The organism is Devosia equisanguinis (assembly GCF_900631955.1).
Lineage (GTDB): Bacteria > Pseudomonadota > Alphaproteobacteria > Rhizobiales > Devosiaceae > Devosia > Devosia equisanguinis.
On record NZ_UZWD01000053.1, the window covers coordinates 13,187 to 32,568 of the forward strand.

General features: G+C 64.2%; 17 protein-coding genes. 13 read left to right on the plus strand and 4 right to left on the minus strand.

Annotation, left to right across the window (positions count from 1 at the left end):
• The first annotated feature begins 24 nt into the window (after positions 1-24).
• A complete protein-coding gene (locus DEVEQU_RS18505; RefSeq protein ID WP_126152086.1) occupies positions 25-375 on the plus strand; it encodes a VOC family protein in 351 nt (116 codons plus the stop codon).
• A 198-nt stretch (positions 376-573) separates the two neighbouring features.
• Positions 574-1,947 carry a tetratricopeptide repeat protein gene (locus DEVEQU_RS18510; protein ID WP_126152087.1) on the plus strand — a complete coding sequence of 458 codons (1,374 nt, stop codon included), beginning with the start codon at positions 574-576 and terminating at the stop codon, positions 1,945-1,947.
• Between the two features lie 31 nt (positions 1,948-1,978).
• Here DEVEQU_RS18510 and DEVEQU_RS18515 read toward each other — a convergent pair whose 3' ends face one another.
• Both DEVEQU_RS18515 and DEVEQU_RS18520 read right to left on the minus strand, forming a co-directional pair.
• The gene (locus DEVEQU_RS18515; protein WP_126152088.1) at positions 1,979-2,425 is read right to left on the minus strand and encodes a hypothetical protein; all 447 of its coding nucleotides are present in this window, start codon (positions 2,423-2,425) and stop codon (positions 1,979-1,981) included.
• A 10-nt stretch (positions 2,426-2,435) separates the two neighbouring features.
• Positions 2,436-3,920 carry a DUF4344 domain-containing metallopeptidase gene (locus DEVEQU_RS18520; protein ID WP_164550481.1) on the minus strand — a complete coding sequence of 495 codons (1,485 nt, stop codon included), beginning with the start codon at positions 3,918-3,920 and terminating at the stop codon, positions 2,436-2,438.
• 276 nt (positions 3,921-4,196) lie between these two features.
• Between DEVEQU_RS18520 and ku (DEVEQU_RS18525) the strand changes: the two genes are divergently transcribed.
• The gene (gene ku, locus DEVEQU_RS18525) at positions 4,197-5,054 is read left to right on the plus strand and encodes a non-homologous end joining protein Ku (RefSeq protein WP_126152090.1); all 858 of its coding nucleotides are present in this window, start codon (positions 4,197-4,199) and stop codon (positions 5,052-5,054) included.
• Between the two features lie 2 nt (positions 5,055-5,056).
• Positions 5,057-7,603 (plus strand): DNA ligase D, encoded by a 2,547-nt coding sequence (ligD, locus tag DEVEQU_RS18530; RefSeq protein ID WP_126152091.1) that lies wholly within the window; start codon positions 5,057-5,059, stop codon positions 7,601-7,603.
• Positions 7,604-7,839: 236 nt separating this feature from the next.
• Here ligD and ku (DEVEQU_RS18535) read toward each other — a convergent pair whose 3' ends face one another.
• Together ku (DEVEQU_RS18535) and DEVEQU_RS18540 are read right to left on the minus strand one after the other, a co-directional pair.
• Positions 7,840-8,646: a non-homologous end joining protein Ku gene (gene ku, locus DEVEQU_RS18535; protein ID WP_126152092.1), complete on the minus strand. Its 807-nt coding sequence runs from the start codon at positions 8,644-8,646 to the stop codon at positions 7,840-7,842.
• Between the two features lie 54 nt (positions 8,647-8,700).
• Positions 8,701-9,696: a LacI family DNA-binding transcriptional regulator gene (locus DEVEQU_RS18540; RefSeq protein ID WP_126152093.1), complete on the minus strand. Its 996-nt coding sequence runs from the start codon at positions 9,694-9,696 to the stop codon at positions 8,701-8,703.
• Between the two features lie 223 nt (positions 9,697-9,919).
• On the opposite strand from DEVEQU_RS18540, the gene DEVEQU_RS18545 reads away from it, so the two are divergent.
• The 9 genes from DEVEQU_RS18545 to DEVEQU_RS18585 all read left to right on the plus strand — a co-directional run bounded on the left by DEVEQU_RS18545 (position 9,920) and on the right by DEVEQU_RS18585 (position 19,295).
• Positions 9,920-10,618 (plus strand): 6-phosphogluconolactonase, encoded by a 699-nt coding sequence (locus DEVEQU_RS18545; protein ID WP_126152102.1) that lies wholly within the window; start codon positions 9,920-9,922, stop codon positions 10,616-10,618.
• On the plus strand, positions 10,611-11,384 hold the full coding sequence (locus DEVEQU_RS18550) for a sugar isomerase domain-containing protein (protein ID WP_126152094.1): 774 nt from the start codon (positions 10,611-10,613) through the stop codon (positions 11,382-11,384). The genes DEVEQU_RS18545 and DEVEQU_RS18550 overlap by 8 nt, the downstream gene beginning before the upstream one ends.
• Positions 11,381-12,532 (plus strand): N-acetylglucosamine-6-phosphate deacetylase, encoded by a 1,152-nt coding sequence (locus tag DEVEQU_RS18555; RefSeq protein ID WP_126152095.1) that lies wholly within the window; start codon positions 11,381-11,383, stop codon positions 12,530-12,532. The genes DEVEQU_RS18550 and DEVEQU_RS18555 overlap by 4 nt, the downstream gene beginning before the upstream one ends.
• Entirely contained in the window at positions 12,529-13,800 is a 1,272-nt protein-coding gene (locus DEVEQU_RS18560; protein WP_126152096.1) for a neutral/alkaline non-lysosomal ceramidase N-terminal domain-containing protein, read from the plus strand. Before DEVEQU_RS18555 ends, DEVEQU_RS18560 begins: the two co-directional genes overlap by 4 nt.
• Before the next feature lie 49 nt (positions 13,801-13,849).
• Positions 13,850-15,151, plus strand: a complete 1,302-nt coding sequence (locus DEVEQU_RS18565) for an ABC transporter substrate-binding protein (RefSeq protein ID WP_223214288.1) — start codon at positions 13,850-13,852, stop codon at positions 15,149-15,151.
• A gap of 72 nt (positions 15,152-15,223) precedes the next feature.
• Entirely contained in the window at positions 15,224-16,111 is an 888-nt protein-coding gene (locus DEVEQU_RS18570; protein ID WP_126152098.1) for a carbohydrate ABC transporter permease, read from the plus strand.
• On the plus strand, positions 16,108-16,971 hold the full coding sequence (locus DEVEQU_RS18575) for a carbohydrate ABC transporter permease (RefSeq protein ID WP_126152099.1): 864 nt from the start codon (positions 16,108-16,110) through the stop codon (positions 16,969-16,971). Before DEVEQU_RS18570 ends, DEVEQU_RS18575 begins: the two co-directional genes overlap by 4 nt.
• Entirely contained in the window at positions 16,968-18,218 is a 1,251-nt protein-coding gene (locus DEVEQU_RS18580) for an AGE family epimerase/isomerase (protein WP_126152100.1), read from the plus strand. Before DEVEQU_RS18575 ends, DEVEQU_RS18580 begins: the two co-directional genes overlap by 4 nt.
• On the plus strand, positions 18,219-19,295 hold the full coding sequence (locus DEVEQU_RS18585; RefSeq protein ID WP_126152101.1) for an ABC transporter ATP-binding protein: 1,077 nt from the start codon (positions 18,219-18,221) through the stop codon (positions 19,293-19,295).
• Positions 19,296-19,382: the final 87 nt, after the last annotated feature.

The following is a 19,382-nucleotide window of genomic DNA, read 5'->3' on the forward strand; positions in this document are numbered from 1 at the left end:
GGACCCTGCGGCCAAGGAGGTCGGATGACCGTCAGACGTGTGGTCGCCAATATCGCCACCGAGCAATTGGACCTCGCCAGGGCCTTTTATGGCGACCTGCTGGGCATGAGCATCGGCATGGACCATGGCTGGATCATCACCTTTGTCGGTGAAGGCCAGTCCAGCCCGCAGCTTAGTTTTGCAGTCGAAGGCGGATCGGGCACGCCGGTACCGGACCTCTCCATCGAGGTGGACGACCTTGAATCTGTCCTCGCGCGCCTTGGCCAGGCCGGCTATCGGCCCGAATACGGTCCGACGACCGAACCATGGGGCGTCAGGCGCTTTTTCGTGCGCGACCCGTTTGGCCGGCTTCTCAATATTCTCAGCCACCTCTGAACCGGATTCAGCGTCTCAACCGATCCGCCTAAGCCACTCAACGGAATCGCAATTCCCCACCCATTGCGACACCCAAAGCCTTGTTGCAGGAGAGGCGCAGCCGCTCTAGTCTGCTTATGCGCACCAGCATTATCCCGGCAATGCTGCGCTGCGGAACATGCGACCGCGTCGGTTTAGTGGTTTGTGGGTAGCAGGCACATGAACACGTCCGAAGCCCGCAAGGCGGGCGCGCATCGGCTCTCCGGCTGGCAGGCCATCGCCAATTATTTCCAGCGTAATCCCAGCACCGTGCGCCGCTGGGCGGCCGAGCATGGACTACCCATCCATCGCCCCGCCGGCACCATGGCCCGCAAGGGCGCCGCTGTCTTCGCCTATCCCGAAGAGCTCGACGATTGGCTGCGGCGCTTCACGTCCGGCGCCGCCAATACCAACCCTGCCAGCGGTCAACAGCCTCTGCCCGACGCCCCAATGTCGCCACCCGCCCCCCCGCGCATAGGCCCGTCGCTAAAAATTCTTGCCTTTGGAGCCGCTGTCGCCGCGCTTGCCCTGGTTACCCCGCTTCTTCTGAGCCTCGGCGACGCTTCGTCGCGACCGCAACCGGACGTGCCGGCCTCGAGCGAAGTCAGTCGCGATCTCTATACCGACGCCGTCTATCTCGTCGAAAAGCGCACGCCCGATAGCGTCACCCAGGGCGCGGCCATTCTCCAGCAATTGACGCGCAGCGAGCCCGCCAACGTCCTCGCCTGGACGCAACTGGCCACCGCTTACAATCTCATGGTCGAATATGGCGAGATCGACGCCGCTACCGGCTATCAGCGCTCGCACGACGCCGCTCAACGCGCTTTGGAGTTGGACTCCACCCTCGCGCAAGCCATGACCGTGGTGGCTGATATCGACTTCTTCTGGCTGCGCGACCTCAAGGCCGGCCTCGCGCGCTTCGAGCAGGCGCTGGTACGCGATCCCGGCGATGTACAAACCCTGCATTGGTATGCGTCGGCCCTGGCACTATCCGGCGAACCCAGTCGCGCTCTAGTCGAAATCCGCAAGGCCAAATATGCCGACCCCAATTCCCGCTCCATTCGCGTATCGGAGGCGATCATTCTTCTGGCGGGAGGGCAGGCGGCGGCAGCGCGCGAGGTTCTGCAAAGCCTCGTTCGCCACGAGCCATCCTACCGTAACCCCTATCGATTTCTGGCCTTTGTCGAACTCCGCCGCCAGAATTACGAAGCCTACCTCGCCGCCTGGACCCAGCGCTTTGCCCTGACGCATGACGCAGAAGGGCAGAAAGTAGTCGATGCCGGGCGCCGGGGCCTGGCAGAAGGCGGGCCCGACGGCATGCGCAGTGCCATGGCCGCCGCGGTTTCAGGCGAGGACGTACGCACCGCCCTCGAGCCCTATTTCCTCGCCCATGTCGATGCACTTGCCGGCTCACCGGCAGACGCCATCGCCTCGCTCGCGCGCATCGAGACCCGGCACGCCTTTTACTATTCCATCGATCCCGCCTTTTTCCACCTCCGCCAGGACGCAGAGTTCCAGGAGGCCCTGCGCAGCATGAAACTGCCTGTTCTCTAAGCGGATAGGGCGGGACAAGGCCGCACTGTGCCTACATGCGCTGGCACGCATAAAGCTGGCGGTTCATCACATAGCTGCCGGATGGGTCGCGCTGCTCGTAATTGTAGCTCATCGTCCTTCCATCAGCGCCCGGCTGCGCCAGCATGATCAGCATTTCCGGCATGGTGCCGAACTGGGATTGCTGCATGCCCTGGGCCTGCGCCATGAAGTGCCCCTGATCGACCTTCCACTGGCCTTGCACCTGGAACTGGGTCTGCCCGCCAATGCCCACATAGGCGCCTTGCGCCTCCATGCCGCCGCCCGGATACACCCCCATCACATACTGTTTGACGTAGCCGCTGGTGCGCTGCCCCTGCTGGTTGAGTTCGGTATAGGTCATCTCGCACTGCCAGTTGCCTTCGAACTGTGCCAGGCTGGGCATGGTGCCGGCCAGCATGCCGGCAAGAACGAGTGCCGCAATCGGAATTTGTCTGCTCATGATACCCTTCTCAGTTGAGGCCAAGGCTGGCCTTGGTGATCCCTTCGGGTTCCGCCACGGTCCAGAAGAAGTGCTCTATGCCCTCCCAGCACATCACGATCCGCGCATTCTGCGGGTCGTAGAAGGCGTTGGCGGTGCCGCAATCGGCAAAGACGATGTCGAGGTCGCGCTGCCAGACCAATAGGGTCTCGATATTGGCTGCGAACTCCTCGAACAGGTGCAGGTTTTGCAGTTCGGTCTGCAGCCCCTTGCCGAAAGATGTCTGGGACGGCTGGTACGACACCTTGAGCGCGGCGCCCTTGGCGTTGGCGGGTTGCATGCCGGGATATTCGCCGCCCTGATTGCGGGCAAAGGGCTGCACGATCAGTTCCCAGGCCCGATTGCGCTTGGCGAAGTCGACCTCGCAGCGGCTGCGCTCCCGATCCGGGAACTGCACCCGGTCGGCCAGCCCCTTGAAATAGGTGGGCGACGATCCGTAGATGATGCAGAGCGTGTTGCGGAACCGCGCTTCGCCGGCCGAGTGCTCGTCATACCAGGGCAGCTCCATCCCCTGCTGCTTGGAGCGCGAGGCGTCGTGATACCAGAGCAGGGTAGAATAGCTCACCATCTCGGTGAGGAACGCCACCATGTCGGGCGCCATGCCCTGCGTATCCCTGAGCATCGACGACAGCACCAGCGCCGAAAATTCGTCCACCGTGTCTTCTTCCGAACCGGTTGCGGGAATGCCGAGTTCCCCGATCATGGCGTGGCCCAGTTCGTGGGCGAACACGCCCAGCGCGCTGCCCAGCATCATCGCCGAGATTTTTCTCTGCGTTTCGCTGACCGGGCCAGACGTCTTGCCGCCTCCGGGCAATTCGGGGGGACCATCCCCCCCCGGCAATTCTGGCGGTCCCTGGTTGGTCTGCGCAAATTCTGGCAATGTATTGAGCGGCGCCCAGTCGGCCATGCCTTGCTTCCAGGCGAGGCTGGTGCCGGTAATCTGGCCCGCGGCCAGCGCCTCGAGCACCTGCTGGCGGGTGACCGGGCCGATCGGTTGCCCGTTGACCCCGACATAATAGCCGCCGTCATCCCCTCCCGTAGGCCCAGGTTGCGGCCCCGGCTGAGGTTGAGGCTGTGGCTGTGGTCCCAGCCCGGGCTGCGGGGTGACGCCACCGCCGCCGCGCATGAACACATATTCCTCCATGCCCTGGTCGCCCATGATGCCGATGGTAATGCCCTGTGGGCTGTGCAGCGCCTGAAATTGTACCTGCTGGCCATTACTGAACGTCAGCACGCCGGTGACATTCTCACCACCATCGCTCTGGCCATTGAGTGTGCCGCTGGTCTGGCCAGACAATTGGCCGGTCACCGTGCGCCCTGATTGCTGCAGGCTGAGATTGATACCCTGCGCCGCCCCGCTCCCGGAATACTGCCCGGTCATATGGTCGGCCCGCGCCGCCACCATGAAGACCAGGCTCGCCAGGAGCATCACCACCAGCCGCGTAACTTGGGACATGGTCCCCTCCCGTGCATGTGGCGGCCGCGACACTGGCGCCCTCCAAGGCATGCGCCAATCCGCCCCCACCAGGCTCGACATGTCTAAAACACTATCAATCCCAGCGGCTTGGGTGGATGGTGCAACTACGCTGAAGAATGCCTATGAACGCTCATTTGCCGCCAACCACGGCCGTCACCTCCGCTTTGCCGCGTTCAGGGCCCGACGCCGTGGGACGATGCGGAACAAAGCCCTCGCCACCCCGTTTATCTCTGTCATCGGAACGAGGAGAGGGCAGTGGCACCGCGTGCAAACTGGAAGGGCTTTCTCAAGGTGGCGGAGCTGACCTGCCCCGTCGCGCTCTACACCGCCGCCTCCACCTCCGACCGTATCGCCTTCCACACCCTTAATCGTGCCACCGGCCATCGCGTACGCCGGCAGTTCGTCGATAGCGATACCGGCAAGCCGGTCGAGCGCGACGATCAGGTGAAGGGCTATGAGGTTGGCTCCGGCGAATACATCACGCTCGATCCCGAAACCGTCGCCGCCGCCGTGCCCGACAGTGACAAGACCCTCGATGTCAGCAGCTTCATCGCCTGTAGCGATATCGACGATGTCTATTTCGACAAGCCCTATTACCTCGCCCCCGCAGGCCGCGATGCCGAAGAGGCCTTTGCGCTCATTCGCGACGGCATGAGCAAGCGCCAGGTGGCGGCGCTGGCGCAGACCGTATTGTTCCGCCGCGTCCGCACCGTGCTGATCCGGCCGCATGGCAAGGGACTCATCGCCACGACGCTCAATTACGACTACGAAGTGCGCTCCGCCGACGCCGCATTCGAGGATGTGCCCGATTTCAAGCTCAAGGGCGAAATGCTGGAGCTGGCGGAACACATCATCAAGACCAAGCGTGGCAGCTTCGATCCCGCCAAATTCGACGACCGTTACGAGGCGGCGCTGGCCGATCTGGTCAAGGCCAAGCTCGAAGGGCGCAAGATCGAAAAGCGTCCACCGCCCAAGGACGACAAGGTGGTCGATCTCATGGCCGCCTTGCGAGAAAGCGCTGGCATCTCCGCCAAAAAGACCAGAAAAGCCGCGCCCGCCAAAAGGGCCGCTGCTAAGTCCAAAGCCGCATCACCGCGCAAAAAGGCCAGCTGATCATGGCCACGCTCGACACCTATCGGCAAAAACGCAATTTCAAATCCACCACCGAGCCCAAGGGCCGCAAGGCCCGCAAAGCGGGCAATGCCTTTGTCATCCAGAAACACGACGCCACGCGTCTGCACTACGATCTGCGCTTGGAAATGGACGGCGTGATGAAAAGCTGGGCCGTTACCCGTGGCCCTAGCCTCGTGCCCACGGAAAAACGCCTCGCCGTCCATGTCGAAGATCATCCGCTCGAATATAACGCCTTCGAGGGCACCATTCCCAAAGGGGAATATGGCGGCGGCACCGTCATCATCTGGGACCGTGGCACCTGGACGCCGGTCCACGATCCCGAAAAGGGCTATGCCAAGGGGCATCTCGAATTCGAGCTCAAGGGCGAAAAGCTCTCCGGCCACTGGCACTTGGTCAAGATGCACGGCAAGCCCGGCGAAAAGCGGGAAAACTGGCTGCTGATCAAGGGCGAGGACGACGCAGCCCGAACGCCCGACCAGCCCGATATTCTCAAGGAGCGCCCGGAATCGGTCAAAACCGGGCGCGATATCAAGGATGTTGCCGGCGAAGCGCCCGGCTGGTCGTCGAAGACCGGCAAGATCACCAAATCCGCCGCGCGAAAATCTTCCAAGTCACCCATAGAGCCCGAGCCCGAAACCACGCTTCCTGATCCCGCCTGCGTCAAGGGCGCCAGGAAAGCCGCACTCCCCGATTTCGTCGAACCCACATTGGCGACGCTCATGGCCGCGCCGCCTCAGGGCGAGCGCTGGCTGCACGAGATCAAGTTCGATGGCTATCGCCTGCAAGCGCGCATCGAGGCCGGCCGGGTGAAACTCCTCACCCGCAGCGGCCACGATTGGACGAAAAAGTTCGGCAAGGACGTGGTCTCGGCGCTCCAGTCGCTCCCCCTCGGTTCGGGGCTGATCGACGGCGAGCTGGTGGTCGAAAACGGCGCTGGCGCTTCCGATTTCTCCGCTCTGCAGGCCGATCTCAGCGAAGGGCGGATGGATCGCTTCGTCTTCTACGCGTTCGATGTGTTATTTCTCGACGGCCATGATCTGCGCGCGCTGCCACTGATCGAGCGCAAAGCCATGCTCGAACAGTTGATCGGGGCGGGGCAGGGGCTCCTGCGCTTCAGCGGACATTTCGAAGAAAATGGCGGGCTGGTGCTGCGCCATGCCTGCCGCCTCAGCCTGGAAGGCGTCATCTCCAAGCTCCGCGATGCGCCCTATCGCTCCGGGCGCAGCAAGGGCTGGATCAAGTCAAAATGTTCGGCACGCCAGGAATTTGTCATCGGCGGCTATGTGCCGTCCTCAACCTCCCGACAGGCCATCGGCTCCCTGGTCCTGGGCGTCTACGATGAGGGCCGGCTCGACTATGTGGGCCGCGTTGGCACCGGCTTTTCCGCCACTGTCGCCGCGGATGTGTTCAAGCGGCTGAACCGGCAGCGCGTCTCCGAAAGTCCCTTCGCCGAAAAACTCACCGCCGAACAGGCGCGTCAGGTGCGCTATGTCCGCCCCGAGCTCGTCGCTGAGGTCGAGTTCCGCGCCTGGACGGCCGACGGCCATCTGCGCCACGCCGCCTTTCGTGGCTTGCGCGAGGACAAGCCGGCAAGCGAGATTGTCCGAGAGGTCCCCAAGGCGAAATCCGACATGGCAAAGGCCCCGCGTCGCACCGTCACGCTCACCCATCCCGACCGCGTCTATTGGCCCGACGCCGGGGTGACGAAAGAGGGGTTGGCCGATTATTACGCGGAAGTCTGGCGCTTCATGGCCCCCTATATCGTCGGCCGTCCGCTGGCCCTGTTGCGCTGCCCCAGCGGTATCACCGGCGAAAAATTCTTCCAGAAGCATGCCTGGAAGGGGCTCAACAAGCATATCGTCCTCGTCAATGATCCCAAGGAGAAAGACAAGGACGCCGCGCCCCTGATCGCCATCAACGATCTCGATGGGCTGATCGGCCTCGTGCAGTCCGCGGTGCTCGAAATCCACCCCTGGGGCTCGACCATTGCCAATTGGGAACAGCCCGACACCATCAACATGGACCTCGATCCCGGCGATGGCGTCGGCTGGGAGGCGATCATCGCCGCAGCCGAAGAGGTTCGGCAACGCTTGACCGATGCAGGCTTGGCAGCCTTTGTTAAAACCTCGGGCGGCAAGGGTCTGCACGTCGTCGCGCCGCTCAAGCCCAAGGCAAAGTGGCCCGAGGTCAAGGCCTTCACCAAGGCCATCGCCGACAGCATGGCTTCAGACAGTCCAGACCACTATGTCTCGACCATCACCAAGTCAAAACGGCGTGGCAAAATCCTCATCGACTATCTGCGCAATCAGCGCGGCATGACCGCCGTCGCCCCCTATTCGACCCGCGCCCGCCCCGGCGCCGCCGTCTCCATGCCCCTGGCCTGGGACGAGCTGAGCCCCGCTATCGGCCCGGACTATTTCACCGTCCTCAACACCCCGACCCGCCTCGCCGCCCTAAAATCCGACCCCTGGTCCGACTTCCACACCGCCGCCAAACCTCTCGCTCCGCCAAAGCGCCAGGCCAGGTAACCGCCTCTCCCAATCCACCGACTGCCTCTCTCCCACAGCTCCGCCCTCGGACTTGATCCGAGGGCCTCCCAGATAGGGCGACGGGCTGACGCCCTTGGCTAACCTTTGCCCATCACGCGATGCAACTCCTCCCCCCTGCTTTAAGGGGAGGTTGGGAAGGGGGGCAGCACGCCCAAACCCATATGCGATAGCCCTGCACCTCACGGGCAAGGGAGGCAAAAGAGCACTCAGATTGTCTATCGCGACCGCGTCTTGCCCGTCTCCGCGCCAATACTCTTGCGCAGTGCGTCCATGATATTGATGACATTGCTCGCCGGTTCTTCCGCGCTCTGCTTGGGCTTGGCGATGCGCTTGCCCTTCTTCTTGGCGGCGATGATATCGAGCAGCTTGTCCTGCACCGGGTCATCGACCATCTTCGGGTCCCATGCGGTGGTGCGCGCGTCGATCAGTTTGGTGACCATCGTCATCAGCTTGGCGTCGGACTTGCCGCTGCCTATGCCCGCAAAATAGTCGGCCTCGTCCCGCACTTCATCGCCATAGCGCAGCGTCCACAGTACGATGCCCTTGCCCCGCGGCTCCAGCATCACCGCGCGCTCGCGCCGATACATCACCAGCCGGGAAATCCCCACCGTGCCGGTCGTCGCCATCGCCTCGCGGATCACCGCAAAGGCCTCTTCGCCCACCGGATCGTTGGGCGCCAGATAATGCGGCGTGTCGTACCATATCCACTCGATGCTATCGCGCGACACAAAGCTCTCGATATCGATGGTGCGCGTGCTTTCCAGCGCTACCGCATCGATCTCGTCGTCTTCGAGCATGACGTAGTCGTCTTCGCCGCGCTGATAGCCTTTGACCTCGTCATCCTTGTCGACCGGCTTGGCGGACACCGCATCGACATATTGGCTGACCACGCGATTGCCGGTCTTGGCGTTGAGCGTGTGGAACCGCACCTTCTCGCTGTCCGATGTAGCCGGCGTCATCGAGACCGGACAGGTGACCAGCGAAAGTTTGAGATAGCCTTTCCAGAACGAGCGTGATGCCATGGCCTGTGTTCCCGGGAGATCGGACAGCAACGGCACCACCGCGCCATTCGTTCCTCAGCCGGCCGCGGGGCCGGTCGTGCCGCGCACCACTAGGCTGGTATTGAGCACATAGCGCACATCGCGAATGGCATTGTTCTCGAGAATGTCGATCAACAGCGTCAGCGCCGTCTTGCCGGCCTCCACCGAGCGGTTGGAAACGGTGGTCAGGGCAGGGTAGGTGGCCGCCCCCAGCACGTCGTCGCAGCCGACCACCGAAAACTGCTCGGGCACCGAAATGCCTCGGTCGAGCAATTCCGCCAGCATGCCCTGCGCCGTCAAATCGTCGAAGGCGATGGCGGCGGTAGCGCCGGTGGCCAGCACATTGGCGGTGATCCGCCGTCCGGATTCGAAGGCCGCATACTCGTTGGAAATGACGCTGACCTCCATCCCCAGCTGCCGCGCCGAGCGCCGGACGGCGTTGCGTCGCTGCTTGTTCGACCACGACCCATGCGGGCCGCTGACATAGACCAGTCGCTTGTGGCCCAGCGCCGCCAGATGCTCCACCGCCTCGGCCACGCCGGTGGCGCTATCGATCAGGACGCGGGGAATGCCCTCCACGTCGCGATTGATCAGCACTAGCGGACGGCGCGTGCTATGCGCCACGATTTGTTCGTCCCCCAGGCGCGAGGAGGCGAGTACCAAGCCCTCCACCTGCCCGCCAAAGCGGCCGATCAGCTTGTCTTCCTGCTGCGGGTTTTCATCCGAATTGCCCAGAAAAACGCAATAGTCCGAGCGATCCGCCTCGGCCTGCGCCGCCCGAATCAACGGCGGAAAGAACGGATTGGCGACATCCGGCACGATCAGCGCAATATTGCCGTGGCGGCCGGTGCTGAGGGCCCGGGCGGTGTGATTGGGCACATAGCCGAGCTTTTCGGCGGCGGCAAAGATCTTGCTCACCGTGTCGGCGCTCAGCATTTCCGGGCGGGTAAAGGCGCGCGAAACGCTCGACTTGGTCACGCCAGCCGCTTCCGCGACCTGATTGATCGTCGGCCTCGTCCGTCGCTGCGTCATGCCCATCCACCCCCGTCGCGTCTGCTTCTCATGCCATGATCACGGGCGTAAGCATAGCCGCTTGACGTGCAACCGGTTGCATAACATAAATGCTGCGTCCGAGTGTGCCGGATGGGCCGCCGGAGTTTGGAGGGTTTCCGTGACGTCGCTAGCAACTTCCCCCGCAACCGCCACGCGTCAGGCCGGGCAGATGAATGTCCGGGTCTTCGAAAGCCGCGATCTCATGGGGGCTGCTGCCGCGCACGATATTGCCGAGGCGCTGCGCCAGGCGCTCGCCGCCAAGCCCCATGTGCGGATGGTTTTTGCCGCCGCACCCAGTCAGTCCGAAGTGCTCGCCGCCCTCGCCAGTGCCCCTGATCTCGACTGGACCCGCGTCACCGCCTTCCACATGGACGAATATATCGGCCTCGCCCCGGCGGCACCCGAGCGTTTTGCCCATTGGCTGGATCAACATCTGTTCGACCGCGTGCCTTTCCACCAGGTGCACCGCATCGTCCCCGAGCCCGATCCCGCCGCCGCCGCCGCGCGCTATGCCGCTCTGCTGGCCGAAGCGCCAATCGACATCATCTGCCTCGGCATTGGCGTCAATGGCCACATCGCCTTCAACGATCCCCCGGTTGCCGACTTCGCCGATCCGCTCGACGTCAAGATCGTTGTCCTCGACGACGACTGCCGCCAGCAGCAGGTCGATGACGACTGCTTCCCCCGCTTTGAGGATGTGCCCGAACAGGCCATTACCCTCACCGTGCCGCGCCTGATGCGCGCCGAAAAGCTGTTCTGTGTGGTGCCCGGGAGCCTCAAGCGCGACGCCGTGCGCGCCGCACTATACGATCCGATCAGCACCAGGTGCCCGGCCTCGATCCTGCGCCAGCATCCTGATTGCACGCTCTATCTCGATACGGAGTCCAACCCCGATGCCTGAGACCATTGATGCCGATGCCCTCTGCGCGGGCTATCTCTCCGATGTCACGGCGCTGATGCAGTCCATTCTGGTCGATGAGCGCGATGCGCTCGATCGTGCCGCCAGCCGCGTCGCCGATCAGGTCGCCGCCGACCGCCTGGTGCATGTCTATGGCCCCGGTGGCCATTCCAATCTGGCGGCGCAGGAAATCTTCTTCCGTGCCGGCGGCCTCATGCATGTCAGCGCCATTCTCGACGAGGGCACGCTGCTCTCCAACGGGGCCCTGCGCTCCATGGCCATCGAGCGCACCCCCGGCTATGGCAAGGTAGTGATCGACGATCAGCGCCTGGGCGAGGGGGATCTGCTGATCCTCACCAATGCCTATGGCATCAATTCCGCGCTCATCGATGCCGCCATCACCGCTCGCCAGCGCGGTGCTTTCCTCATCGGTTTCAATTCCCATGGCCATGCCAATGGCAGCGCCGCCACCCACCCCGCCCGCCATCCAACCAAGCAGAACCTGCACGATATCGTCGATATCGCCATCGACACCAAGGTGCCGATTGGTGATGCCTTGGTTACCGTTCCGGGCGTCACAGAAAACATTGCGGCAGTCTCCACCTTCGCCAATGCCTTTGCCCTCAATTGCCTCGTGATCCGCACCGTGGCCAAGCTGGCCGAGCGCGGCGTCGAGCCGCCGATCTGGCGCAGCGGCAATGCGCCGGGCGGCGATGAGGCCAATGGCCGTTTCCTCGCCCGCTTCCGCGATCGGGTGCGCTGGCTATGAGCGAAGCGGGCCGCATCATTGGACGCGACCCGGCCACGGGGCAGGGGATCGCGGTCACCGTCGCTGATGGCCTCGTCTCCGCCATCGAGTCCACGGCGCTTGGCGCCGACGCGCCCTTTCTCTCTCCCGGCTTTGTCGACTTGCAGGTGAATGGCTATGGCGGCCACGATCTCAATGACGGCCCGCCCAGCCGCGAGACGCTGGAAAGCCTGGCGCGCCTGCTCCTTGCCGCCGGCACTACCAGCTTTGCCCCGACGCTGATCACCGCCAGTCAGGCCCAACTTTGCGCCGGCATCGCCGACATCGCAGCCGCCCGTAAAGCCAGCCCCATGCTGGCCGCCATGATCCCTTTCATTCATGTCGAAGGCCCCTCGCTCGATCCCGCCGATGGTCCGCGTGGCGCGCATCCGCTTGAGCATGTCCGCGCCCCAAGCCTCACTGAATTCGCGCTCTGGCAACAGGCCGCCGAGGGGTTGGTCGGCATGGTGACGATGTCGCCGCACTACCCCGAGGCGCCAGCCTATATCGCCGCTCTCTCTGCCCAGGGCGTGCTGGTTTCCATCGGCCATACCGGCGCTACGCCCGAACAGATCACTGCCGCCTCCGCTGCCGGCGCGCGCCTCTCCACCCATCTCGGCAATGGCGCGGCGAGCCTGCTGCCACGCCATCCCAATTTCATCTGGTCGCAACTGGCCGATGATCGGCTCACCGCCAGCTTCATCGCCGATGGCCACCATCTTCCCGCCGCCACGCTCAAGGCCATGCTGCGCGCCAAGACGCTCGACCGTGCCATTCTGGTCTCCGACGCTGCCGCCCTGGGCGGGCAAAAGCCGGGCCGCTATCGCACGCCCATCGGCGGCGAGGTCGATGTTTCCGCGGACGGGCGCCTCAGCGTCGCCGGCACGCCTTATCTTGCTGGAGCCGGGCACCTGCTGGATCGAAATATTGCCTTCGCCATCGACGCGGCGGGCCTCTCGCTGCCCGATGCCCTGCGTCTCGCCAGTGCCAATCCCGGCGCCTTTGCCGGTGATCGCGGCAAGCTGGTGCTTGGCGCGCGCGCCGATATCACGCGCTTTCATTGGTCGCCGGGCGATTTCAAGCTCGGCATCGTCGATGTCTTCCTCGCTGGCCAGAAGGTGCTGCCATGATCCGTGCCGGCGTCGCCACTGTCGATATAACCCCGTCACCCGGACTGCTGCTGGCCGGCTTTGCCGCGCGCACCCAGCCATCCACCGGCACCCATGACCCGCTCACCGCCCGCGCTCTCGTGGTCGAGGATACGGCTGTGGTCGTGCTCGATGTCATTGGCCTGCATGAAGACATGGCCGCGCGCATCCGCCGGCGGTGCTGTCTGCCCGAGGACAATGTCATCGTCGCCGCGACGCACACCCATGGCGCGCCGGTGTCCATGCTTGGCCGTCTTGGCCGCGATGCCGATCCGGCCTTCCTCAAACAGATGGAAGACGGTGCCGTCGAAGCCATTCGCCTTGCCGCCGAGACCCGCCAGCCGGCCACCCTCCATGCCGGCATGGGCGGTGATCCCGCTGTCGCCTGGAACCGCCGTCATGCCGATGGCCCGCTCGATCGTTCCGTGCCGGTCATTCGCATAAGGGCGGAAGACGGGCGCTGCATCGCGATCATGGCCTCCTATGCCTGCCACCCGGTGGTGCTGGCCGCCGACAATCTGCAGATGACCGCCGACTATCCCTTCTATGTCAGGCAAGCGCTGGAAGCGGCCCATCCCGGCGCAACGGCGCTTTTCCTGACCGGTTGCTGCGGCGATGCCAATACAGGTCACACCGCCCAGGCCTCCTGGACCCTTGCCGCAAATGCCGAGCGCACCTTTGCCACCGCCGAGCGCCTCGGCAGGCGCATTGCCGAGGCGGCGCTAATGGCCGAGGAGCGCCCGATGCACGGCCCGGTCGGCTCGACCCATCAGGAGCTCGATCTCCAGCTGACCCGGCTCGAAGAGGCGCCGCTCGAAACCCTCGCCCACCAGTGGCGTAACGAACTGCCCACTGCCGAGCCGGTGCGCGCCATTCTCCTGACCCACTGGGTCGAATGGGCCGAGCGCTTCGCCACCGTCACGCCCGGTCTCTGGCGCGCCCGCGTCAGCCTGCTCGACTGGTGCGGCGTGCCCATCGTGGCCATGCCGGGTGAAATTTTCAGCGAAACCGGGCTTTCGGTGCGCAGCGCCGTACCGGATCGTCCGGCCTTCGTCCTCGCCTATGCCGAGGGCAATCCCGGCTACATTCCGCCGGCCAGCGAATACCGCTTTGGCGGTTACGAAGTCAGCGAAGCGCACCGCTTTATCGGCATGCCCGGCGCCTTCGCCCCCGGTTCCGCCGAGGCTTTGGCCGAGGCGGCACGCACCTTGCTGCAACAACGCCACTTGACAGCGCAACCGGTTGCATAACAAACTTGCTTATCGCCTGTAGGGAACGGACGACAAAAGGGAAACAATGATGAAACGCGTATTTGAGCAGGGCCGCAGCCTGCGGTTGAACGCTATCCAGCTGGCGCTTCTGGGCGGTGCCGCCCTAGCTGCCACCAGTGTGTCGGCACAGGAAATCCGCGTCTGGAGCGGCTATCCGGAACTGGCGCCGTTCTATGAGCACGTCGCCGAGGGCCTCAAGGCCGAATTCCCCGATCTCACCGTGCGGGTCGAGGCCATCGCCCTGCGCGAGCACGAAAAGCGCCTGGCACTGGGCCTGACCTCCGGCGAAGCCGCTGAAGTCATCGAGCTCGGCACCTCGACCGCCACCCGCTATCTCGAAAACGAACTGTTCAACAAGGCGCCCGACGATGTCGCCGCCTTCGTCAATGACACCGCCAATTTCAACGAGTTCTTCCGCAATTCCGCCAGCTATGATGGCACCGTCTATGGCGTGCCACTGTTCCGCGGCCAGAGCGCGCTCTACTACAATACCGAAATGTTCGAGGCTGCCGGCCTCACCACCCCGCCGACCGATATGGCGGACTACACCAACTATGCCGAAAAGCTGACCCAGCGCGACGCCAATGGCGCCCCGACCGTCTCGGGCTGGAGCCTGCGCCTCTCCGGCGGCGGCCAGGGCATTGCCGAAAAGTTCTGGATCAACATGTTCCAGTATGGCGAAAACCTGGTCGAGCAGAACGCCGATGGTCTCTGGAAGGCCGACTTCGCCAATGAACAGGGCCGCGCCGCGCTCAAGCAGTATCTGGTGAACGTCCACACGCTCAAGACCGTCACGGTCGAGATGCCGGCCGATGCGGAAGCCTTCGAGCGTGAACAGACCGCCATGTTCATCCGCGAGTCCTGGGTCATCGGCGATATCGCCGCCAAGGCGCCCGATCTGCCCTATGCTACCGCCACCCTGCCGCGCGGCTCCATCGTTGCCCCGGTCTCGCTGTGGGTCACCGGCGAGGGCGAAAAGGAGGCGGCTGCCTGGGCCTTTGCCGAGGCCACCAACCAGCCGGAAAACCTCCTCTGGCTGCTCGACAATGTCGGCTGGCTCCCCAACCGCGCCGGGCTGGATTACAGCGCCATCCTCGAAGCCAAGCCGGCCCTGGCCGCCTTCGTCGACTATCCTGATAGCTACGAATTCTTCTCCCTGCCCAATATCGGTCCGGTGGAAGAAATCCTCACCCGCACCGCCGCCCGCCTGACCGAAGCCTTTGCCAATCCGGCCCTGGCCGAGGATGATGCCGCGATCGACGCCGTGCTGGTTGCCATGCAGGACGAGATCAACGGTCTGCTCGACCGCGAAGGCCTCCTCGCCAAGTAAAACCCGCTCTCGGCCCCAACCATAACGATCCGGGAGGGTATCGCCCTCCCGGACCCATCAGCGGAGAATACAATGCTGCGGCGCAAGAGATGGCTGTTCGCCATGCTCGCCATCCTGCCCACGCTGGCGATCTTTGCCTGGCTGCGCATGTTCCCCATTGTCGAGACCCTGCGTCTCAGCCTGCACAAATGGGACATCCTGTCCAAGAACAAGCCATTCATCGGCCTGGCCAATTTCCAGGAGCTGATGGGCGACAGGCTGTTCCACGAGGCGCTTCTCAACACCACCATCATTGCGTTCGGGGTGCTGATCATCACCATCCCGACAGCCATGGTGCTGGCGGCGCTCATCCATTACCGCACCCGCTCGCGCGCCTCCGGCTTCTACGAAACCGCGATCTTCCTGCCCCATGTCGTGTCGCTGGTTCCCGCCGCCATGGCCTGGAAGTGGATTTTCGACGCCCGCCTCGGGCCGCTCAATGCGCTGCTGAGCTTTTTCGGCATCCAGCCGCAGGCCTGGCTCTTCGATCCGACGCTCTCGGTCATCAGCGTCATCGTGCTCTGCTCTTGGCAAGCATTGGGCTATGCCGTGCTGATCTATCTGGTCGGCTTCAAGAGCCTGCCGGTTTCGCTCTATGAGGCCGCCAAGCTCGACGGCGCCTCGGGCCCGCAATCCTTCTGGTTCCTCTCCATCCCGATGCTGAAGCCCATCACCCTCTACGTGTCCGTGGTGACGCTGGTCTCCGGCTTCAACGTCTATGCCCAGGCCTTCGTGCTCGCCTCCGACGCCCAGGGCGCACCGGGCCGGCAGGTCCGCGTGCTGGTGCTCGACATGCTCGAAAACAGCTTCCGCAATTATCGCGTCGGCTATGCCGCCTCCGAGGCCGTGGTGCTGCTGCTCATCGTGCTGGTGCTCACCCTCATTCAGTTCTCGCTGCTGCGTGAAAGGGGCCGGGCATGACGCGCAACACCACCCAAACCGGCAAGAGCCGCCGCCTCAAGCGCATGCTGGTCGATCGCGGCATCGACGTGATCCTGATGGTCTTCAGCCTGCTCATGCTGCTGCCGCTGGTCTTCCTCGTCTCCAACGGCTTCAAGACGCCGCAGGAAATGCTGGCCTGGCCGCCGACCATCATTCCGGCAAATCCGACCACCGACAACTTCGCCGCCGTGCTGCAGGATACCCCGCTGCTGCGCTGGATTCTCAACAGCATCCTCTTCGCCGTCCTGTCGACCCTGGCGATTCTCGCCACCTCCTCGATCGCCGGCTACATCCTCGCCAAGTTCAAATATCGCTCCCTCAGCGTGATCTTCGCCCTGATCCTCGCCACCGCCATCGTGCCGTTCGAGGTCTATATGATCCCGCTCTATTTCCAGGCGCAGAGCCTGGGCATCCTCAATAGCCTCTGGGGCCTCCTCCTCGGCTATCTGGTGATGAGTTTTGGCATCTTCCTCATCCGCCAGAACGTCATTCATTCCATTCCCGACGAGCTCATCGAGGCTGCGCGCATCGATGGGGCAGGGGAGCTTTGGATCTTCTTCCGCATCGTGTTGCCGCTGCTGCGCGGTGCGCTGGGGGCTCTCGGTGTCCTCGCCTTCTTCCAGGCCTGGACCGCCTTTGCCTGGCCGATGATCGTCGCCACCAATCGCGAGGCCTACACCATCGAGGTGGGCCTGGCCCTGTTCCAGACCGGCTTCACCGTCGATCTCGGCCGCCTCAGCGCCGCCTCGGCCTTGGTGCTGATCCCCTCGATCACCCTCTTCGTCATCCTGCGCCGCAATTTCGTGCAGGGCGTCGCCAGCACGGGCCTCAAGGAATGAGCGGCAGACCCGACCCCTTCCTCGCCGAGGCCAGCCGCACCTATATCGAGGCCAATGCCGGCACCATGCGCTGGCTGTTGGCCCGCCCCAGCCTGGGCGGCTTTCTCAACAGTAAGCAGAACAGCATCACGCTGGCCGACTATACCGCCGCCGATGGCCTGCGCGGTCCCGCCTATACCTATGGCTGGATTCAGGGCAGGGGGCTCGAAGCGCTGGCCGAACACGCCGCCTTCTTCGCCGACAGCGATCCGGCGCTCAGCCAGCAGATCGACGCCGCCGGGCGCAGTCTCTATGCCCGCCTCGCCGCCCTCTGGGCCCGCGATATCAACGCCTATTTCTGCTACGACGCCGATCTCAATCCGGTCATCGCCCATAAGGACGGCTCCACATCGCCCCAGTCCCGCCCGGCCGATATCTTCACCTATTCGGAGATTTTCGTGCTCAAGGGCCTCATCGCCGCCGCAGCGCGCTATGACAGCCCCGAGACGCGCGACGCCTATATTGCCCAGTTGCCCGCCCTGGTCGCCGCCATCGAAACCGGCCGCTTCCAGATGGACGAGAAGCGCGAATTGAGCGCTGCCGCGCTCGCCGAGCAGCCGGACGATTTCGGCCCGCGCATGATCCTGCTCGGCGCCGCCGGCCTTCTCAAGCGCATCGGCCGCCCCGACGCCGCCGACTTCGCCCCGCGCTTCGTCGCCCATGTGCTCGATCACCACTTCGATCCCGCCTCCGGCCTCTTGCGCAACGTCCCCGGCGGCGATGCCTGCAATGTCGGTCACGGCATCGAGCTGGTCGGCTTCGCCCTCGATTTCTTTCCGGACAGCCTCGACACAGCCACGCTGGAGCGCCTGCAGACCGTCCTCATCGCCTCGTTCAAGGCCGGCTTTCATGGCCCCGGTATTCGCCTCGCGGTTGCGGTCGCCGATGGCGCGCCGCAAAGCCCCTATTGCCCATGGTGGTCGCTCCCCGAAACCATCCGCGCCGCCGGCCTCTGCTACGAGCGCACCGCCAACCCGCAGGTGCTCGCCATCTGGCAAGCCGCCCATGCTGCTTTCTTCCAGCATTTCTGGCGCGGCGAACCGGCGCTGGCCTATCAGACACTCACCGAAACCGGCCCGGTCGATTATGTCCCGGCCACGCCCGATCTTGATCCGGGTTATCACACCGGCCTCAGCCTCTTGGCGGCCATCCATGTGGCGCAGCGCCTCGGCGCGGGCCGCCTCTCCAATCCAGACACAGGTGCATAAATGGCTGCCGTCGACATCCGCAACGTTGCCAAGTCCTTCGGCCCCACCGACATCATCTGGGACGTCAATATCGCCGTTCCCGATGGCGCCTTCGTGGTGCTGGTCGGCCCCTCGGGCTGCGGCAAGTCCACCCTGCTGCGCATGATTGCCGGGCTCGAGGATATCGACCGGGGCGAGATCGCCATCGGCGACCGCGTCATCAACGATGTGGAGCCCAAGCACCGCGACATCGCCATGGTGTTCCAGAATTATGCGCTCTATCCGCATATGACCATCGCCGAAAATATGGGCTTCTCGCTCCGCCTGGCGCGCCAGCCCAAGGCCGAGATCGATCAGCGCGTCGGCGAGGCCGCCCGCATCCTCGGCCTCACCGATTATCTCCACCGCTATCCCAAGCAGTTGTCCGGCGGTCAGCGCCAGCGCGTCGCCATGGGCCGCGCCATCGTCCGCCAGCCTCAGGTCTTCCTCTTCGACGAGCCGCTGTCCAATCTCGACGCCAAGCTGCGCGTGCAGATGCGCGCCGAGCTCAAGGACATGCATGCCCGGCTGCAGACCACCACCATCTACGTCACCCACGACCAGATCGAGGCCATGACCATGGCCGACCTCATCGTGGTCATGCGCGGCGGCGTGGTCGAACAGTTCGGCACCCCGCTCGACCTCTACGACTTCCCCGCCAACATGTTCGTCGGCAGCTTCATCGGCTCGCCCGCCATGAACTTCCTCGAAGGCCATGTCCGCTCTGTGGATGGCGCCATGCTCTTCGAAACCGCCAGCGGCACCCGCCTGGCGCTCGATGCAGCCACCGCGTCACTTGATGGCCGCGCCGTGACCCTGGGCATCCGCCCCGAACATTTCTCGCTCTCCACCGACGGGCAGGGGCTCACCGGCACCATTTCGAGCATCGAGCCCACCGGTTCGGAAACCTTCATCGTCGTCAATCTCGGCAAGGACAAGGTCTCGGTCCTCCTCCGCCAACGCCTCATCGCCCATCCCGGCGACCCCATCACCCTCACCGTCCACCCGCAGTCTGCCCACCTCTTCGACACCACAACAACAACACGCATCACGAGCTAGATTTTTCACGTTCTGGTTGACGCGGCTCCATCGCCCCCTCCCCCCTTGAGGGGGAGGGCCGGGGGGGGGGGGCCGCGACACACCCAT

Bases quoted from the DNA above. Each gene is read 5' to 3' on its own strand.
- DEVEQU_RS18545 (WP_126152102.1), top strand. From the start codon at position 9,920: ATGGGGGCTGCTGCCGCGCACGATATTGCCGAGGCGCTGCGCCAGGCG.
- DEVEQU_RS18555 (WP_126152095.1), top strand. From the start codon at position 11,381: ATGAGCGAAGCGGGCCGCATCATTGGACGCGACCCGGCCACGGGGCAG.
- DEVEQU_RS18550 (WP_126152094.1), top strand. From the start codon at position 10,611: ATGCCTGAGACCATTGATGCCGATGCCCTCTGCGCGGGCTATCTCTCC.
- DEVEQU_RS18570 (WP_126152098.1), top strand. From the start codon at position 15,224: ATGCTGCGGCGCAAGAGATGGCTGTTCGCCATGCTCGCCATCCTGCCC.
- DEVEQU_RS18515 (WP_126152088.1), bottom strand. From the start codon at position 2,425: ATGAGCAGACAAATTCCGATTGCGGCACTCGTTCTTGCCGGCATGCTG.
- DEVEQU_RS18575 (WP_126152099.1), top strand. From the start codon at position 16,108: ATGACGCGCAACACCACCCAAACCGGCAAGAGCCGCCGCCTCAAGCGC.
- DEVEQU_RS18560 (WP_126152096.1), top strand. From the start codon at position 12,529: ATGATCCGTGCCGGCGTCGCCACTGTCGATATAACCCCGTCACCCGGA.
- DEVEQU_RS18520 (WP_164550481.1), bottom strand. From the start codon at position 3,920: ATGTCCCAAGTTACGCGGCTGGTGGTGATGCTCCTGGCGAGCCTGGTC.
- ku (WP_126152092.1), bottom strand. From the start codon at position 8,646: ATGGCATCACGCTCGTTCTGGAAAGGCTATCTCAAACTTTCGCTGGTC.
- DEVEQU_RS18585 (WP_126152101.1), top strand. From the start codon at position 18,219: ATGGCTGCCGTCGACATCCGCAACGTTGCCAAGTCCTTCGGCCCCACC.
- ligD (WP_126152091.1), top strand. From the start codon at position 5,057: ATGGCCACGCTCGACACCTATCGGCAAAAACGCAATTTCAAATCCACC.
- DEVEQU_RS18510 (WP_126152087.1), top strand. From the start codon at position 574: ATGAACACGTCCGAAGCCCGCAAGGCGGGCGCGCATCGGCTCTCCGGC.
- DEVEQU_RS18540 (WP_126152093.1), bottom strand. From the start codon at position 9,696: ATGACGCAGCGACGGACGAGGCCGACGATCAATCAGGTCGCGGAAGCG.
- DEVEQU_RS18505 (WP_126152086.1), top strand. From the start codon at position 25: ATGACCGTCAGACGTGTGGTCGCCAATATCGCCACCGAGCAATTGGAC.
- DEVEQU_RS18580 (WP_126152100.1), top strand. From the start codon at position 16,968: ATGAGCGGCAGACCCGACCCCTTCCTCGCCGAGGCCAGCCGCACCTAT.
- DEVEQU_RS18565 (WP_223214288.1), top strand. From the start codon at position 13,850: ATGAAACGCGTATTTGAGCAGGGCCGCAGCCTGCGGTTGAACGCTATC.